Here is a 16,898-nt window from a genome sequence, read left to right as displayed (position 1 = left end):
TATAGATAAGTGAATAATTATAATTTATTAAACATTATTTTGAAGAAGTTTAAGAGTTGCTTTAACGAATAACTCTACTCCTTTAGGTAACGCATCCTCATCAATATTAAAACGAGGATGATGATGTGGGTAGTGAGTGCCTCTTTTTTCATTACCTATACCAATAAAAAAGAAACAGCCAGGAACTATTTTTTGATATGCAGAAAAATCTTCTCCAGCTAAAACTGGTTTAATTCTTTCAACTTGAGCAGATCCAAAAATTTCTTGAGCGGTACTCTCTATTTCTTGAGTAATTAAGTCATTATTTATAACAGGATTGAAACCATAACTATATTCAAATTCATACGAGGCATCATGTGCAGATGTAATACCTTTAACCACCTTTTCAATCATTCCGGGAATTTTTTCTCTGATGGATGGGTTTAATGAACGAACATTTCCTGCTATATCAACCGTCCCAGGAATAACATGCCATTCACTACCCCCTTGAAATTGAGTAATAGATAATACTACATTTTCTAAAGGATCAATTTTTCTAGATACAATATGCTGTAAATTGGTAACAACTTGTGCACCTATAGCAATACTATCAATAGTTTGATGTGGTAACGCAGCATGACCTCCACTCCCGTTTATAGTAAGAAAGAAAGAATCAGGTGAGCCCATCATAGGTCCATAACATATTCCGATTTTGCCACTTTCTAATGGTGACCATAGATGGGTTCCAATAATACAATCAACACCTTCCATAACCCCTGCTTTAATTAATTCACTGGCTCCTCCAGGAGTCATTTCCTCAGCGTGTTGGAAAATAAATCTTATTTCCCCTTCAATTTGATCTTTATATTCTATTAGTAATTTAGCTGTCCCTAATAGCATGGCAGTGTGTCCATCGTGACCACAAGCATGCATAACTCCTTCATTTTCCGAAGCATATGCTAAATCATTTAATTCTTGAATAGGTAATGCATCGATATCAGCGCGAATTGCTACAATTTTTCCAGGCTTAGTACCGATTAATCTAGCTACTATACCTGTAGGAGTAGGTCTAGTAATTTCTAAACCTCCAAAAGATGATAATATATCGTAAATAAATTGCGAAGTTTTTGTTTCTAAGTATGATATTTCAGGATTTTGATGCAAATATCTTCTCCATTTAATGATGTCATCCACCAAAGAGTTATCGATTTTAACTTCGACTGAAGCTACCATTTCATGCCTCCCAAATTTTTACGTTTTATCTATTTTTGCAAATATTAAATAGATAATGTAAATATTTTAATTATGCTTTTGATTTAAATAGTTATAATGTCAACTTTCGAATAATCTCTGATCATACTTCAGATGTATAAGGTTTATATACTAGTTCAATCCGTCTGTGCCATCTTTACTGAATATCCCCACGTCAATAAACGTAATATTCAGTATTACAACCTTATCAAAGGTGAAGATTTGTAATTTCACAGGAAGTAGTAGAATTGTTAGAATATGAAAGCGTAATCATTTTTTTGAATTATAGTCATTTACATTATTAGCCCCCACCTTTCTATATCATCTTGATTCAATGAAATCATAATTGAATTTTAATTGAGTAATAATCGAATGGAAAGTCAGATTTTTGTGAAACTTTACAAAAATTAAACAATTTAGTTATAATCTATTATAAAAAATACTGTTGGAATTATGACGAAAGAAATCGATTTTTAGCAAATTAATAAGATTGATTAAAATAATTAAGGGGACAAGATAATGGATGTTACACTAAAAGACTTAATGAACTTGAGAATTTTCGACGGAATGGAGCTAATTGCAGGAGAAAAGGGGCTTTCTAGAAAAATAACGGATTGTGGAATATTAGACTACGAATTTGATCGCAGTTTAAACAATAGATATTTTCATAGTAATTTTCATGAACACCAACTTGCTCTAAGTACATTTTTATATGCAAAGGATGACGACTACCTCATAAATGATGCTATCAAGCACTTGGTTAAAAAAGAAGCAAGCGGTTTAGCAATAAAAAATATATATCGATTGCCTATACACGATTCAGCTCTTCGGTACGCAGAGTCAATGAATTTTCCTATTTTTATTATTGATCCATCTATATTTTTTGAAGATATTATTATTTCGATAGAAGAGAGCATACAAATGCTTGGAAGCTCCTATTATGGACAAAAAGAGATTGATAATCTACTATATAAATCACTTGATCAAAGCAATATAAAACAACATGCACTTCAAATCAATCCATCTCTAAAGAATAACTTTTTTATATTGTATTTTTATTTTAAAAATAACTTTGACAATCAACTTTTTTTTAAGGTTCAAACTTGCTTTAAAAACAGTAAATTTAACCAACCTTCTATTTCTTTACTGCGATTTAATAACGGCTTTATGATCCTTTACTCCAAGAATTATATAGACCCAAATGATAAAGACTTCTTATTAACTGAAATAATTCATACACTATTAGATTCGGATACAAGTATAGCTATAGGTGTTAGCGATTTACATTATCGGTTAGAAGAAATAAAGCAAGCTATCCAGGAATCTTTTTATGCAGCCCTTTTACATAACAATTTAAATTCCTGTTTTTTACCATATGGAGATATCGGAACCTTTAAGGCTATCTTTCCTTTTGCAAAGTCTGAGCCAATGGAACAGTTTAGTCAACGATGTTTAAATCCTTTGAGAGATTTCGACGCAGAGAATTCATTATTACTTTTAGATACGTTAACTCAATTTATTATGTGCGACGGAAATTTACGTGAATTGTCTATTAAATTATCTCTACACGAGAATACTCTACGTTATCGTCTAGAAAAAATAACGCACTTAACCGGTTTGAATTTTAAAAAACCTGAACACTATGAACAGCTTTCATTGGCCGTAAAAGTTCAAATTTGCACGGATTTGTTAAATGAATTTGGAATTTTATAACAAACAAAGGAAATGAGTATAAAAAAGTTTTATCCCTCGAAGTATATTGGCGTATTCGTAGGATTTCAAAGATGCAAGGAGTACCGGATTTCTTCAACAAAAAGGGGAAGTAAAGAAGCGCAAACCCGTTGAATGGCAACAAGTTTGCGCTTTTTCTTTTCCTTTAGATTAACAATCAATTTGTAAGATTTCTCATGATTTGTACTTACATAATTATTTTACTGAATAAACTCCATCAACTAAAATATGAGTTCCAGTGATGAAGGATGATTCTTCTGAGGACAGAAAAACAGCTGGACCTACAATATCTTCACCTAATTTCCCCAGATCATCTTTCTTATCCAAAATAAAAACACCGCAGGAAACGGTGTTTATCTCGTATCGTTAAGATTAAAGACTTTAGTAGTCAATTTCATAATTATCAAGAGGGGGGTAACCCGATTTTATCAGGAGTTTCTCATTTAACTTGTCGTATCTTTATTCAAAGCATTCAATGCTCCATTAAAGTAGGTATTATCTAACTCGATACCAATAAAGTTTCGATTTAGGTTTATTGCAGCCTGTCCTGTTGACCCCGAACCCATAAAACAATCTAATACGGTTTCACCTTTATTAGAATGGGTTGCAATTATTTTTTCGAGAACAGCAACTGGCTTTTGACAAGGGTGAATTCTCACTTTTCCACTAACTATAGGTGCTTCATAAGAAGCCCTATCATAATAAGAATTAAACGTTCTTTTAGTCCCTTTAGTAAAGGAAATAAAATATTCTCTTGAGTTTGACAAATAATTTACTTTCGCATTAATTGGGACCGGATTAGTTTTTTCCCAAGACCCTATTCTTGGTTGTTTCAACTTCAGATTTTCCGCAACTTTTGAAATATCATTCATTTTAAAAATATCGTAAAAAATGACCATTGATCCACCTGGAACTAGTACTCTTTTAAATTCTTGTAATAGAGAAAACCAATTTAAGCTATTTTCTTCTAAATCCCATTCACCAAATTCCATTGAAATTGAACCATATTTTTTTTGGTCACCGCCACCACTTTTAAAATTCGTCTTTCTAGAAATAAAATATGGCGGATCCGTACAGATTAAATGAATAGAATTACTATCAATTTTTTTTATTTCATTAAAGACATCCCCATTTATTAGTTTCAATTCTCCTGCTGATTTACTTACAGTCATTTTATTATTTATCCCCATTCTTGATTTAATTCTCTTAGTTGACTAAGGTGTTTGAATTAAATCCGATTTGTATAATATAAAACTAGGGGAGACTTAGCCTTTTTTAATAAAATTATTATTTTTCACAAAAACATCATAAAAATTGCCTAATTAGGGCAGTTTTAAGTCTTTATAACTTTACTCTAAAAAAATCAAAACTGAAAAAGCCACCATTAAATGGCAGCTTATTCTATAATGTATCCCTTTTGGGAATAAAGTATGGATATTAAATGTAGAACGTGTCCAGCATTTTTTAATAGATTTGGAGTCCGGATAATTATTGTGGACTTAATATTTTGGGGGTTCACTAAAAAATCTTGGAGATGGCATCCGTCATTCATGCTTAAAGGATGAGCAAGAACAATTAGCGTATAACTGAAATTAAATATTCATATACTGGTGGGATAGAACGGCGAGGAATGAATCATTTAGAAACTTTTGAAAAAACCTAAACTTATCATCATCTGTCTTTTATAATATTCCAGCATCCCCTAATGTTATAGAGATTGTAATAAACTATATGAACTTATTCTATTACTTGGATCAAAGCGTTACCGTTGCCTCTCAGGAAGCATATTCTCTCTAACTACAAAAAATATATGTACAATTCCTTTCGTTAACGTATACTACTGATATCCCACTACTACTACTACACCTCTACTACAACAATATTGATTTTTTGGGTGCTCCTGTTGTAGTAGTAAACAGGGTCTGTTATGAGTCATTTATTACTAAATATATGACTTCAAATTCTAATAAATTTTTATTGAAGTATACACCCTGAAAACCCCTACTATCTAAGGGTTTGAACAAATATCTGATTCCTAGTATTCATAAGCAAATATCTGTACAAACTCCGACTAAATAAACATCGGTAATGTGACGTTCCCGCAGGCGGATATCAAGGTCCGTTCCTGCAAAGGCCGAATAACGTGTTTTATCTATATAATGAACATTCTTTTGATTTTTATTTGTTTCATATTCCTCTTTTAACGCCCCGTATAGGTCTCTACCCATTGTACCGCTAATATTATGCGGTGGAAACAAATTCGATTCGGGATGTAAGCGGTCTCCTTCTTCATGTAAATCAATAGCGAATACCGTATATTCGCCTTGTTTGATAAATTCCTTGGTTATACTGACAAGTTCCTTCTCGATATCCTGACCTGGCTTCCCGCAGGTCAATGAACCCCCGTCTGCCACGAAGTCATACGTATAATCTATATTGATCAATGCCTTTTTTCCCATTTCACCAATTCCCCCTTAATAGTAAATAGAGTCCATGACAACCTCTGCATTAAACCGGTAAAGCTGTGAAGGCCGATACGAATTACGTTTCGTTTTCTTTTGCATTCCCTTTTCATCCAATACTTTCTCCAAAAACGGAAGCTTCGGGGCTTTTGCATAAAAAAGGGAGTCTGCACTGATTTTTGCATCATCTCTGGCTGTCAGCAAAACCCGTTGCAGTTCAGAAAGTGTAAATTCATCCGGCAGGAATTTTTGGGCTATCGTCGTTTGCACCATTTCTTTTTTCAATACATTCATCGCATCGTTAATAATTGTATAATGATCAAATGCAAGATCTAATTGTAAGGCTTCCTGAATCGTGAACAATTCAACCTCAGCTGCGTCGTCATTCGCTTTTCTTTGATGAAGAAACTCTTCCTGGACAATTGCATAAAAAGCATTGGATATGATCCATCCCCTGGGATCGCGCCCTGGGCGGTCATAAACCCCGAAATGCTTGACATGGAATCCAGCTACGCCCGTTTCTTCTTTCAATTCTCGTTTGGCTGCTTCATAGGCAGTCTCGGAGGCATTGACAAAGCCTCCGGGTAAAGCCCATTTATCTCCTTCAACATTGGGGCTTCCTTCCTTATCTTTTGAGGCACGTTTGATTAATAATAGCTTCAAAAACATTTCAGGAGGGGCTTTCTCTGCCGTTTTCTTTGTAGTAATAGTAAAAATTGCAATATCTGCTGTGTATCCATCTGGAGTAATATATTTCTTTATTTCCTGCTGAGCCATGGCAACTCTCACTTTCTTTCACTAAGTATGGAATTAAGTAATTAGTAAATCTTTAATTACTAATTATAGTACTCTTCCTTGTGTGATTTAGCAACTCTAAATCAGAAAAATTTTCTAATTATTTAAATAATCATTCATTTTATTCCATAAAAAAGCCCGGTCATGATGAACCGGGCTTTTTTATGGAATACTTTATACGGGATAGACCCCATGCTTACGATCGGTAAATGTCAATTGCTTACTGCTATACGCTTCAAACCGCGCGCTCAATTCATCACGCAGGTCATTCGGCTGGATGATGCCATCAACGATCATTTCAGAGGCTAAGCGGTATATATCGATATCTTCATTATACTCATTGCGCTTCTGTTCAATGAATTCAGGGCGCTCTTCTGGTTCCATCGCATTGATTTTATTAGCATAGACTGCATTGACCGCAGCTTCAGCTCCCATGACCGCTATCAATGCCGTCGGTAAGGCAAGAACGCAGTCCGGTTCAAAGGCGGGACCGGCCATCGCATATAGTCCGGCACCATAAGCTTTACGGACGATGACGGAAATCTTGGGAACAGTGGCTTCACTCATGGCCGAGATCATTTTCGCACCATGGCGAATGATTCCTGCCCGTTCGACCTTCGTCCCAATCATGAATCCTGGAATATCCACCAGGAATAACAGCGGTATATGGAAAGCATCACATAAGTTGATGAACTTGGCAGCCTTATCAGCTGAATCATGGAACAGGACGCCGCCCTTGACTCGCGGCTGATTGGCTATGATCCCTATCGTTTGTCCATTTAGCCTTGCAAGCCCAGTGATTAATTCAGGGGCAAATAGCTTCTTAATTTCACAAAATGATTGCCTGTCTATAACCCTATCGATCAGGTCGTACATATTGAAGGCTGCATTCTGATTTTTAGGAATCAGTTCTTCCAAAGTTTTTTCGAAATCCGCAGGCAGCTCAGGTTTTACGCTTTTAGGTCTTTCTTGATAATTTCCTGGAAAATAGCTTAAGTACCTTCGCGCAAACGCGATCGATTCTTCTTCCGACTTGACAAGTACATCGCCGCATCCTGAAACGGAACAATGCATTTTCGCCCCGCCCATTTCCTCTTCGCTCACCTTTTCGCCAATGACCATTTCTGCCATTCTCGGTGAACCTAAATACATGGATGCATTGCCATCAACCATTACAACAATATCACAAAAAGCTGGAATATATGCCCCGCCGGCGGCAGATGGACCGAACAATAGACAAATTTGCGGGACTTTTCCTGATAGCTTCACTTGGTTGTAAAAGATGCGGCCAGCTCCGCGGCGGCCCGGAAACATTTCTACTTGATCCGTTATTCGTGCCCCGGCAGAATCGACTAAATAAAGAAGGGGCAGCTGTAACTTTTCGGCTGTTTCCTGAATGCGAATGATTTTCTCGACGGTCCTTGCTCCCCAGGATCCAGCTTTCACAGTCGAATCATTGGCCATGACACAGACCCTTTGACCATTGATTTTTCCGATGCCCGTAACTACACCATCAGCAGGCAGACCAACACTTGCACAATTGGCAAAGAAAGCGTCCTCTATTTCTACCCCTTCATCGAAAAGCAGCTCTAGACGTTCACGTACGAAAAGCTTTCCTTTTTCAGCGTTTTTTTGATGATACTTTTCTAAACCGCCTTTTTTAATCGTTTCAACCGTTTCGGTTAGTTTATCCGTCGTTACCATCCCTGTTCCTCCTTCAATAGAAATCATTGGCCTCTATATACCGGTTTGCGTTTTTCCTTGAATGCTGACAGACCCTCCAGTCGGTCAAGGGTTTTTAAAGTTGTCTGATAGCAGTCATTTTCAATTTGCAATCCTGTTTTCAAGTCGGTCTCAGCCCCTTGATTGATCGCCGCTTTTGCAGCCCTGAGTGCTAATGGGGCATTGACCGCAATTTCCTTAGCCAATTTTTTCGCTTCCTCAAGTAAATGTTGGGGTGAATATACATGACTGATGATTTTCAAGGCATGTGCCGTTTTTGCATCCAATCTCCTTGCCGTATAAATCAGTTCTTTCGCTGTCGGCATTCCGACTATCCGGGGCAGTCGCTGTGTACCGCCTGCACCAGGGATGATGCCTAATGACGTTTCAGTCAGCCCCACCTTTGCCGTTTCCGATGCGATGCGTATGTCACAAGCGAGTGCCAATTCCAGCCCACCGCCAAAAGCCGAACCGTTGATCGCAGCGATGACCGGTACTGGAAGGTTTTCTACAGCCGTAATCGTGTCTCCGATCAACTTGACTGTCTCCTTGACTTTATCATCATTCATACCCGCTCTTTCCTTAAGATCCGCACCTGCACAAAACGCCTTTTCACCTGCTCCCGTTATAATGACTGTTCGTAAATTGGAATCTCTCTTCAATTCATCCAGCCCTTCGATTAAGCAATGAAGCAATTCTGTGGATAAAGCGTTAGCAGCATCCGGCCGATTCAAGGTCACGAAGGCAATTCCCTTTTCTTCATACCTTATATCAACTAATGAAGTCATACATTCACCTCGATTTCGCTTATTGTGCGTTATTTACAGCCATCTGATGGCTAGGCAATGGTTTTTCCAAAAAGCTTTGCACCATGGCCGCAGCCTTCAATAGCTTTTCGGGATTGATTCCTGTGTGAATCCCCATTTTATGTAGCATATGAACCAGGTCATCCGTAGCCACATTTCCGCTCGCTCCTGGTGCATACGGGCATCCCCCTAAACCTCCGAGCGAAGAGTCGAAAGTGTCAATACCATAATTCAGTGATTCAAGGATATTTGCGAGTGCCATTCCCCTTGTATCATGAAAATGGAGGGCAATTTGGCTCATATCATATCTTTTTACAGCCTGTTCAAGGAACAGTGCAACCTGTCTTGGAGACGCGACCCCAATGGTATCACCCAACGAAACTTCATCGATGCCATATTCAAAAAGTTGATCACAAACACGGAAAACCTGATCAGTCGAAACCTCCCCTTCATACGGACAGCCGAAAACGGTTGAAACATAGCCCCTGACCGTTTTCCCGCTATTTGCTGCTGTCCTGATGACATCCTTCAATATTGGAAAGGTATCGGAAATCGACTTATTGATATTTTTTAGATTATGCGTTTCACTGGATGACATGAACACGGAAATATCATCGATATTGGCGTCAAGGGCCGACTCCAGTCCCCTTTGATTCGGTACAAGGGCCCCATAAGTGATACCAGGCTTGCGCTTTATTCCCTTAGCCACCAGGACGGCATCACTCAATTGGGGAATCCACTTTGGGTGTACGAATGAAGTCACTTCTATATAAGATAATCCTGTATCAGAGAGCTGATCGATCCACTCCATTTTGCTTTGTGCAGGTATTATGACCTTTTCATTTTGCAGCCCATCACGGGGGCCAACTTCCTTAATTGTCACTTTTTCAGGCCAATTCATCATACCCCTCCGTCCCTTTATTCAATGACGGCCAAAACGTCGCCTTCATTTACGAAATCCCCTTCATTCACTTTTAGTTCTTTAATGGTGCCAGCTTCCTCGGCTGCAATGGGGATTTCCATTTTCATCGATTCCAAGATAATGATATCCTGTCCGTCGGTTACACTTTGCCCCTCATTTGCTACGATTTTCCAAACGCTTCCTGCCATGCTTGCCTTTAATTCTGCCATTTTATTTTCCTCCCGATCATTATGTTTTAAGTTATACAGTCAATTTTTGAATATATTTCGCAATGAAATCCGTAGTCGTATCTCCTTTGGAAAAAGCCTCATGAGAAATTATTTCCATCAGCAAAGGAAGGTTTGTTTTAATTCCTTCGATTTTATAGCTTGCCAGCGCTTCTCTTAATCTCTCAATCGCATTATCCCTCGAGTCGCCGCTCACCACCAATTTGGCGATCATCGGATCATAAAAGTGGGATACGACCGAAGTTCCATGAACGGCCAATTCATGACGGATCCCTTCACCTTCCGGAAGTTCCATGGTGGTGATTCTCCCCGGTGCCGGATAAAAGGTTTTCGGATCTTCAGCATAAATGCGGACTTCAATGGAATGTCCGTCCTGTTTAATCTCACTTTGGGTGAAATCCAATTTGTTGCCCGATGCAATTTTAATTTGCTGTTCGACTAAGTCCAGTCCCGTAATTTCTTCAGTGACAGGATGCTCTACCTGAAGGCGTGTATTCATTTCCAAGAAATAAAAGTTTTTATCTGCATCTACTAAAAATTCGAGTGTGCCCGCATTGCTATAACCGATGGATTTTACCGCTTTCACTGCAGCCATTCCCATCCTGTTTCTTGTTTCTTCGTCAAGGAAAGAAGATGGAGCCTCTTCCACGACCTTCTGGTGGCGCCTTTGAACGGAGCATTCCCTTTCCCATAAGTAAACAGCATTCCCAAAGGAATCTGCCAATACCTGAATTTCGATATGACGAGGCTTCTCAATCAATTTTTCTATGAACATATCTCCATTGCCAAAAAATAATTGGGCACGTTTTTGATTCCCTTCGAAGGCTTTGGTTAGTTCATCTTCATTAGCAACGGCCTGCATGCCGATTCCGCCGCCGCCTGCTGCTGCTTTTAACATGACTGGATAGCCAATCTTTTCGGCAACGGCTGCCGCTTCTGCACTATCAATTAACGGACGTGAAAATCCAGGCACCAATGGAAGTCCTGCTTGCTCCATCTTTTTCCTCGCCTCGACTTTATTGCCCATTTGCTGAATGATCTCTGGTTTGGGACCTATGAATATCAAGCCGGCTTCTTCGCATGAACGTGCGAAATCTGCATTTTCACTAAGAAAACCATATCCAGGATGAATGGCCTCCGCTCCGGTTTCCTTAGCTATTTCCAAAATCTTATTGACGTTTAAATAGCTTTCCTGTACTCTCGGGCCACCCAATAAATATGCCTCATCCGCCAATCCCACAAAAGGCGAATCCGAATCTGCTTCCGAATGGACAGCGACAGTAAGTATTCCCAGCTTCTTGCATGTACGAATAATGCGTGATGCTATTTCTCCCCTGTTTGCGATAAGAATTTTTCGAATCATTCGATATCCTCCTTATTTAGTGCGTTCCGTTAGTAGGTCAAGAGTTTGCTGCCGAAGCTTATACTTTTGGATTTTTCCGGATGCAGTCATTGGATAAGCATCGGTAAATTGAATGTAACGCGGAATTTTATGAAAAGATATTTTCCCTTTGCAATACTCTATCAATTCTTTCTCCGTAAGGGTTTCTCCTGCTTTCAAAATGATCCATGCGGCTACCTCTTCCCCATATTTCTGATCTGGAACGCCGAGTATCTGGACATCGACAATTGCAGGGTGTTGGTAGAGGAATTCTTCAATCTCACGGGGATAAATATTTTCCCCTCCGCGAATGATCATATCTTTCAGCCGGCCAGTAATCTTGCAATAACCCCTCTCATCCATCACTGCCAAATCTCCCGTATGAAGCCAGCCTTCCGTGTCAATCGCCTGCTCAGTGGCTTCCGGGTTATTATAATAACCCTTCATTACATGGTATCCCCTCGAACAGAGTTCACCCTGCATGCCCCGCGGGACTTCCTCCCCTGTAGCCGGATCGACAATTTTCACTTCCACTTTCGGCAAAGCCCTTCCCACTGAAGAAACACGAAGTTCGATCGGATCGTCCGTTCTTGTCATCGTAATTCCTGGAGAAGATTCCGTTTGACCATAAGTAATCGTGATTTCCGTGATGCCCATCTTATTCACCACGCTTTTCATGACTTCAATCGGACATGTCGAGCCTGCCATGATACCAGTCCGTAACGAAATTAAATCATACTGGTCAAAGTCATCGAGATTAAGTTCAGCAATGAACATCGTCGGTACACCATGAAGCCCAGTACATTTTTCGGCTTCAACTGTCTGAAGGACAACGCGTGGATTAAATTCCACAATCGGCACCATTGTTGCCCCAACTGAAACAGATGCCATCGTACCAAGGGAACAGCCGAAACAATGAAAAAACGGAACCGGGATGCATAGCCGGTCGGCTTCTGTCAGCTTCATGCACTCTGCGACATTCAATCCGTTATTGACCAAGTTGGAATGCGTCAGCATCACTCCTTTTGGAAATCCTGTCGTCCCTGATGTATATTGCATGTTAATCACATCACCTGGAGCCAATTCCTCCATCCTCATGTCGAGCGATTCCTCCGAAACGGATTCGCCCCCGCTAATGACTTCATCCCATGAAAACGTTCCGGGATAACGTTTTTCACCTAAAACGATGATATTTTTTAATTTTGGCAGTTTCTCAGATTGTAATTTTCCTGGTTCTGCATTTTTCAATTCAGGTACGATTTCGTACAGCGTATCTATATATGAATGATCCTTATATTGTTCCATCAGGATGATCGTCGTCGAATCGGATTGCTTAAGCAGGTATTCCAGTTCACTTGAGCGGTAATTAGTATTGACCGTCACCAGCACCCCGCCCATTTTCGCGGTGGAAAATTGGGATATAAGCCATTCCGGTTTATTGGATGCCCAAATGGCGATATGTTCCCCTTTTTTAATATCCAGTGACATGAACCCCCTGGCAGCCTTTCGGCAAATCTTTTCAAATTCGCGATAAGAATGGCGCAGGCCTAGTTCATGGTACACAACCGCTTCATTACCACCGTATTGTTCAGCTGTCCTTTCAAGCAATTTCCCGATCGTAACATCTAGCAAATCAGACATCAAACTCCTCCTAATCAAATAAAGGTAAGAATGAACGCTTTTTGCTGTATAGATAACATCTGCTTTTCACCCAAATGAACCCCAAGCATCAAGTTCATTTTACGTTCCGTAAAGATTAACAGCCTAATTGCCTGGCGATAACGAGTCTTTGAATTTCGGATGTGCCTTCACCAATTTCCAATAACTTAGCATCTCTTAAATAGCGTTCCACTTCATATTCACGCATGTAACCAGAGCCGCCGTGTATTTGAATCGCTTGATTGCTGGCGCGGAACGAGGTCTCACTAGCAAAGAGCTTGGCGTATGCCGCTTCCTTTGCAAAAGGTTTTTTATTGTCTTTTAACCATGCAGCCTTATATACCATATTCCTCGCCAATTCGATCTCCATCGCCATGTCTGCAAGCTTGAATTGAATGGCCTGGAAATTTGATATGGTTTTACCGAATTGGATGCGCTCTTTTGAAAAAGCTAAAGCTCTGTCAAAGGCAGCCTGAGCGATACCGACGGCCAAAGCTGCAATGGAAATCCGTCCTCCATCAAGCGTGAATAGGAATTGTTTGAACCCTTTGTCCGGATCTCCCAATAAATTTTCCTTTGGCACCCGAACATTATCCAGAATGATTTCACAAGTATTGGAAGCACGGACTCCCATTTTTTCATAATTGCTATTGATCGTCAGCCCTTGGGTATCGGTTGGCACGATGAATGCCGAGATGATGTTTTTGCCCTTTGAATCTTTTCCCGATACAGCAGTGACAGTAACCGTTCTTGAATAGCTGGCATTTGTTATCCATGTTTTTTCGCCATTAATCACATATTCATCACCATCCAACACGGCAGTCGTTCTCGTACCGCCAGCATCGGAACCCGCATTAGGCTCTGTCAACCCGAAAGCTGCCAGGGTTTCACCGGTCGTGATTGGAACCAGATATTTTTGCTTCTGTTCTTCGGTTCCAAAATAGTAAATTGGACTTGCCCCGAGCGAAACGGCTGCGGCATAACTTAAGCCGGTTCCCCCGCACGCCTTGCCAATCTCTTCAACGGCAATGGCATACGAAATCGTATCTCCGCCCGAACCGCCATATTCTTCAGGAAACGGAATTCCAAGCAACCCGAGTTTCCCCATTTTTTTGAATACATCCTCCGCAAACATGGACTTTGCATCCAACTCTATCGCAATCGGCTTAATTTCCTTTTCAGCAAATTCCCTTACCATTTCCTTAATCATTTGCTGTTCTTTTGTAAGTGAAAAATCCATATGTTCATTCCCCTTTCTATTGAGACCGACTAGTTGGTCTGTACAAATCAAGTTGATAGTTCAATCCACAACAACTTGGTTCTTCAGTAAAAATGGCTGGGTGATTTCCGCTTCTTTTTGTTTATCTATCAATAGGGCATTCAGAATTAAATCCACGTAAATATCACCGATTTCGTCGATCGTTTTTCCGCCGTCCCTTTTGTACCATTTGTAGGACCAGTTCACCATGCCCAGAATTGACATTCCGGTAATTTCCACTGGCAATTCGCTGCGGAATACTCCCTTGTCAATACCTTCTTTGATAACGGAAAAAATGATTTCTTTATACGTTTGACGCTTTTTTTTGATTGCTTCAACATAAGGTGGTTTTAAGTAAATGCTTTCTTGATAGAAAACTGAGATGTGTGGTTTATAGAGGTCAAAAACTTTAACAAATGATTGAATGATCTTTTGCATTTTTTCTGTTGGATGGGTACTTTCTGAAATGGCTTCCTGTGCTTTTATTAAAACATATGAAATAAAGTAATCATGGATGACAAATAAGAGTTCATCTTTGGAAGAGAAATGGTGATAAAAACCACCTTTGCTAGTTCCGCATGCCTTTACGATTTCGTTGACGGAGACACCATGAAAACCATGCAAATCGAAGAGCGTCAACGATGTTTCAATTATTTTTTCTTTTAACTCCGTAAGACTGCACCCCCTTTGTATCCGCTTACATTCCATCCAGAATAAAGAGCTTGATTATGTATAAACTGGATTTATTTAGATTTTACCAAATAATTAAAAATTGTCAATTTTTAATTATCAACAAAAAAACAGCCCTCATAACCAAGAGCCGTCAATCCAGTTTATTTAAGAAGCAGTCGATACCATGTCAATTACTACCCTTGACCGGTTTAACTTGGGCTTTTACAAGCTGCCATCCATTATTATATTTCCACACTGATTTGATCTCCAGTATCGGATCACGCTCATCGGACCCTTTTACATTTTGGATTCCGATAAGCGCTTTTCCTTTTCCAAAAACGGTCTTGAAATCCAGTGAAGAGTATGGATCAACCAAAAGCTCTGTCGGTTCATTTAGTTTTCCATTTTGATAAATGCCCAATTTATCATAAGCTTGTTTTCTGGAACTGACATCCATCACCACAGGTTTTTGACCTTCAATAATGATTTCCGCTTTGTATCCGTCCAGAAATTGTGCCATTACAGGAACGGATGGCGGTACTTCAAGCTCCTTCACTTTTCCATCCTTGAATGTATAGGCGTAACTGGATATCAACCGCTCTCTACCTTCCATCAAAACCGTAACCAATACATCCTGGACCCCATCATCATTCAAGTCGGCAACCTTTAGATCTGGATTATACCCAGCTTCAAGCGGGACGTCGATTGTACGGCGATTGCTTTCCACACTTAACTCAATTTTTTTCAGAAACTTACTACCTTCCTCATAAGGCAGTCCCTGAACCTGGATGATGTCTATTTTCTGGTCACCTGTTACATCTCTTTTAGTTGAAATATATGTGCCATCCACCTGAAAATTTTTATCATGCGCTTCAACCGCTTGATAGCTCAAAAATAGTGAGATGACTAAAACCGCATATTTTAGCAGATCTAACTTTTTCATAGTGATAACCTCTCTTTTCAAAGATGAACTAATTTGACATTTGTCGCCGTTTGAACTTTCGACGCTGATCTTTCATGAAGATGGACCAGAAATAATAGAACCCTGGGACTAATATTGCAAAGCCCACGATATACGTGGCAAACACGGCCCGGAATGAGGTTGGATCGGTAAATCCTGATAGAATCGTGACATTTGGATAGATGATATAAGGTAAATGAGCGATACCATAAGCATAACTGCCGATTAAATACTGTATGATAATCGCAATGACAGCGAGGCGTGGCATCCCTTTAACCTCCTGCTTAGAAAAATAGGGTAGGTACAGTGCTATCCCGCTAATGATGAAAAAAATGAGCGAGATGAATAACAATGCAGAGTTTTTCATCATTCCTTGGTAAATCCAATTCGCTTCGTTTCTTAACGTGAGCATGACCAACAGAGCCATGACCAACATAAGCGGTCCCGTTATCATCGCATCCCTGCGATATATTTTGTATGCTTTCATTTCGTCGGCCTGTTTTGAGTAATCGGACAGGAGCAAAGAAGATAAAAAAAGCGTGCTCATAATGCCGAATCCCACAAATGCATACTCATTCGGACTCGTGAAAAGTTTAGATAAATTCAATTCTTCATTTCCTCTCACACCTTCGACAAACCCAAGATGAGTGATTGGCAATACGCTAATTAATAGCCCCGGTATGATCAATCCCGTCAATCCTGAGATATACGTTAACGCTTTTTCATATTTGTCAACGCTATGCGAGAAAACCAAGAAAGCACTCCTAATACATAGCAGAACCAATATCAGGCTCGCGGGAACGATCAAGGCTACCCCAATCGGGAATACCGCACCTGGGAATAAACTGTAAATCGCAATGACAAGACCAACCACAAAAGTATTCGTCACTTCCCAAGTTGGTGATAAATAGCTATTCGCTATCTTGGTAGCATTCGTCTCTTCCTTTTTAATGTAAGTCATTGCCCAGAAGCCCGCGCCAAAATCCATAGAGGCCATGATGGCATAAAGAAAAATAAAGCCCCAGACCAGCGTTATTGCAAGAAGAGCATCACTCATTCGCCTTCCCCCCTT

Annotated in this window: 15 protein-coding genes and 1 pseudogene; 1 reads left to right on the top strand and 15 read right to left on the bottom strand. The window is 39.7% G+C overall.

Annotated features, from left to right (window positions below; translation table 11 throughout):
- Positions 1–27: 27 nt before the first annotated feature.
- Positions 28–1,212, bottom strand: coding sequence for a M20 metallopeptidase family protein (locus ACJ9PY_RS11615; protein WP_411740056.1), 1,185 nt, complete (start codon positions 1,210–1,212; stop codon positions 28–30).
- A 537-nt stretch (positions 1,213–1,749) separates the two neighbouring features.
- Here ACJ9PY_RS11615 and ACJ9PY_RS11610 point away from each other — a divergent pair.
- Complete coding sequence (locus tag ACJ9PY_RS11610) at positions 1,750–2,943, top strand: PucR family transcriptional regulator (protein WP_252297886.1); 1,194 nt, start codon at positions 1,750–1,752, stop codon at positions 2,941–2,943.
- Positions 2,944–3,156: 213 nt separating this feature from the next.
- Here ACJ9PY_RS11610 and ACJ9PY_RS11605 read toward each other — a convergent pair whose 3' ends face one another.
- The 14 genes and pseudogenes from ACJ9PY_RS11605 to ACJ9PY_RS11540 form a co-directional block, all read right to left on the bottom strand.
- Positions 3,157–3,288 (bottom strand): hypothetical protein, encoded by a 132-nt coding sequence (locus ACJ9PY_RS11605; protein ID WP_286675646.1) that lies wholly within the window; start codon positions 3,286–3,288, stop codon positions 3,157–3,159.
- A 116-nt stretch (positions 3,289–3,404) separates the two neighbouring features.
- The gene (locus tag ACJ9PY_RS11600) at positions 3,405–4,133 is read right to left on the bottom strand and encodes a DNA-methyltransferase (protein WP_411740055.1); all 729 of its coding nucleotides are present in this window, start codon (positions 4,131–4,133) and stop codon (positions 3,405–3,407) included.
- An 873-nt stretch (positions 4,134–5,006) separates the two neighbouring features.
- Positions 5,007–5,420: pseudogene (locus ACJ9PY_RS11595) on the bottom strand (cysteine hydrolase family protein); the annotation flags it as partial.
- Positions 5,421–5,435: 15 nt separating this feature from the next.
- Complete coding sequence (locus ACJ9PY_RS11590; RefSeq protein WP_063576326.1) at positions 5,436–6,200, bottom strand: NUDIX domain-containing protein; 765 nt, start codon at positions 6,198–6,200, stop codon at positions 5,436–5,438.
- A gap of 192 nt (positions 6,201–6,392) precedes the next feature.
- Positions 6,393–7,922, bottom strand: coding sequence for an acyl-CoA carboxylase subunit beta (locus ACJ9PY_RS11585; RefSeq protein ID WP_096338496.1), 1,530 nt, complete (start codon positions 7,920–7,922; stop codon positions 6,393–6,395).
- Positions 7,923–7,945: 23 nt separating this feature from the next.
- Positions 7,946–8,728 carry an enoyl-CoA hydratase gene (locus ACJ9PY_RS11580; RefSeq protein ID WP_063576328.1) on the bottom strand — a complete coding sequence of 261 codons (783 nt, stop codon included), beginning with the start codon at positions 8,726–8,728 and terminating at the stop codon, positions 7,946–7,948.
- A gap of 19 nt (positions 8,729–8,747) precedes the next feature.
- Positions 8,748–9,650 (bottom strand): hydroxymethylglutaryl-CoA lyase, encoded by a 903-nt coding sequence (locus tag ACJ9PY_RS11575; protein ID WP_034312221.1) that lies wholly within the window; start codon positions 9,648–9,650, stop codon positions 8,748–8,750.
- 14 nt (positions 9,651–9,664) lie between these two features.
- Positions 9,665–9,877 (bottom strand): acetyl-CoA carboxylase biotin carboxyl carrier protein subunit, encoded by a 213-nt coding sequence (locus tag ACJ9PY_RS11570; RefSeq protein WP_034312225.1) that lies wholly within the window; start codon positions 9,875–9,877, stop codon positions 9,665–9,667.
- Between the two features lie 31 nt (positions 9,878–9,908).
- Complete coding sequence (locus ACJ9PY_RS11565; protein WP_063576330.1) at positions 9,909–11,258, bottom strand: acetyl-CoA carboxylase biotin carboxylase subunit; 1,350 nt, start codon at positions 11,256–11,258, stop codon at positions 9,909–9,911.
- 12 nt (positions 11,259–11,270) lie between these two features.
- Entirely contained in the window at positions 11,271–12,908 is a 1,638-nt protein-coding gene (locus ACJ9PY_RS11560) for an AMP-binding protein (protein ID WP_411740264.1), read from the bottom strand.
- Between the two features lie 124 nt (positions 12,909–13,032).
- A complete protein-coding gene (locus ACJ9PY_RS11555; RefSeq protein ID WP_034312230.1) occupies positions 13,033–14,175 on the bottom strand; it encodes an acyl-CoA dehydrogenase in 1,143 nt (380 codons plus the stop codon).
- Positions 14,176–14,235: 60 nt separating this feature from the next.
- Complete coding sequence (locus ACJ9PY_RS11550; protein WP_411740054.1) at positions 14,236–14,901, bottom strand: TetR/AcrR family transcriptional regulator; 666 nt, start codon at positions 14,899–14,901, stop codon at positions 14,236–14,238.
- A 151-nt stretch (positions 14,902–15,052) separates the two neighbouring features.
- Positions 15,053–15,808 (bottom strand): hypothetical protein, encoded by a 756-nt coding sequence (locus tag ACJ9PY_RS11545; protein ID WP_411740053.1) that lies wholly within the window; start codon positions 15,806–15,808, stop codon positions 15,053–15,055.
- A gap of 28 nt (positions 15,809–15,836) precedes the next feature.
- Positions 15,837–16,883, bottom strand: a complete 1,047-nt coding sequence (locus ACJ9PY_RS11540; protein WP_411740052.1) for a cytochrome d ubiquinol oxidase subunit II — start codon at positions 16,881–16,883, stop codon at positions 15,837–15,839.
- Positions 16,884–16,898 lie beyond the last annotated feature (15 nt).

The organism is Peribacillus sp. S4 (assembly GCF_046715815.1).
Taxonomy (GTDB): Bacteria; Bacillota; Bacilli; order Bacillales; family DSM-1321; genus Peribacillus; species Peribacillus frigoritolerans.
This window is presented reverse-complemented; position numbering and strand designations above follow the sequence as displayed.

Bases quoted from the DNA above. Each gene is read 5' to 3' on its own strand.
- ACJ9PY_RS11615 (WP_411740056.1), bottom strand. From the start codon at position 1,212: ATGGTAGCTTCAGTCGAAGTTAAAATCGATAACTCTTTGGTGGATGAC.
- ACJ9PY_RS11610 (WP_252297886.1), top strand. From the start codon at position 1,750: ATGGATGTTACACTAAAAGACTTAATGAACTTGAGAATTTTCGACGGA.
- ACJ9PY_RS11600 (WP_411740055.1), bottom strand. From the start codon at position 4,133: ATGACTGTAAGTAAATCAGCAGGAGAATTGAAACTAATAAATGGGGAT.
- ACJ9PY_RS11590 (WP_063576326.1), bottom strand. From the start codon at position 6,200: ATGGCTCAGCAGGAAATAAAGAAATATATTACTCCAGATGGATACACA.
- ACJ9PY_RS11585 (WP_096338496.1), bottom strand. From the start codon at position 7,922: ATGGTAACGACGGATAAACTAACCGAAACGGTTGAAACGATTAAAAAA.
- ACJ9PY_RS11580 (WP_063576328.1), bottom strand. From the start codon at position 8,728: ATGACTTCATTAGTTGATATAAGGTATGAAGAAAAGGGAATTGCCTTC.
- ACJ9PY_RS11575 (WP_034312221.1), bottom strand. From the start codon at position 9,650: ATGATGAATTGGCCTGAAAAAGTGACAATTAAGGAAGTTGGCCCCCGT.
- ACJ9PY_RS11570 (WP_034312225.1), bottom strand. From the start codon at position 9,877: ATGGCAGAATTAAAGGCAAGCATGGCAGGAAGCGTTTGGAAAATCGTA.
- ACJ9PY_RS11565 (WP_063576330.1), bottom strand. From the start codon at position 11,258: ATGATTCGAAAAATTCTTATCGCAAACAGGGGAGAAATAGCATCACGC.
- ACJ9PY_RS11555 (WP_034312230.1), bottom strand. From the start codon at position 14,175: ATGGATTTTTCACTTACAAAAGAACAGCAAATGATTAAGGAAATGGTA.
- ACJ9PY_RS11550 (WP_411740054.1), bottom strand. From the start codon at position 14,901: ATGGAATGTAAGCGGATACAAAGGGGGTGCAGTCTTACGGAGTTAAAA.
- ACJ9PY_RS11545 (WP_411740053.1), bottom strand. From the start codon at position 15,808: ATGAAAAAGTTAGATCTGCTAAAATATGCGGTTTTAGTCATCTCACTA.
- ACJ9PY_RS11540 (WP_411740052.1), bottom strand. From the start codon at position 16,883: ATGAGTGATGCTCTTCTTGCAATAACGCTGGTCTGGGGCTTTATTTTT.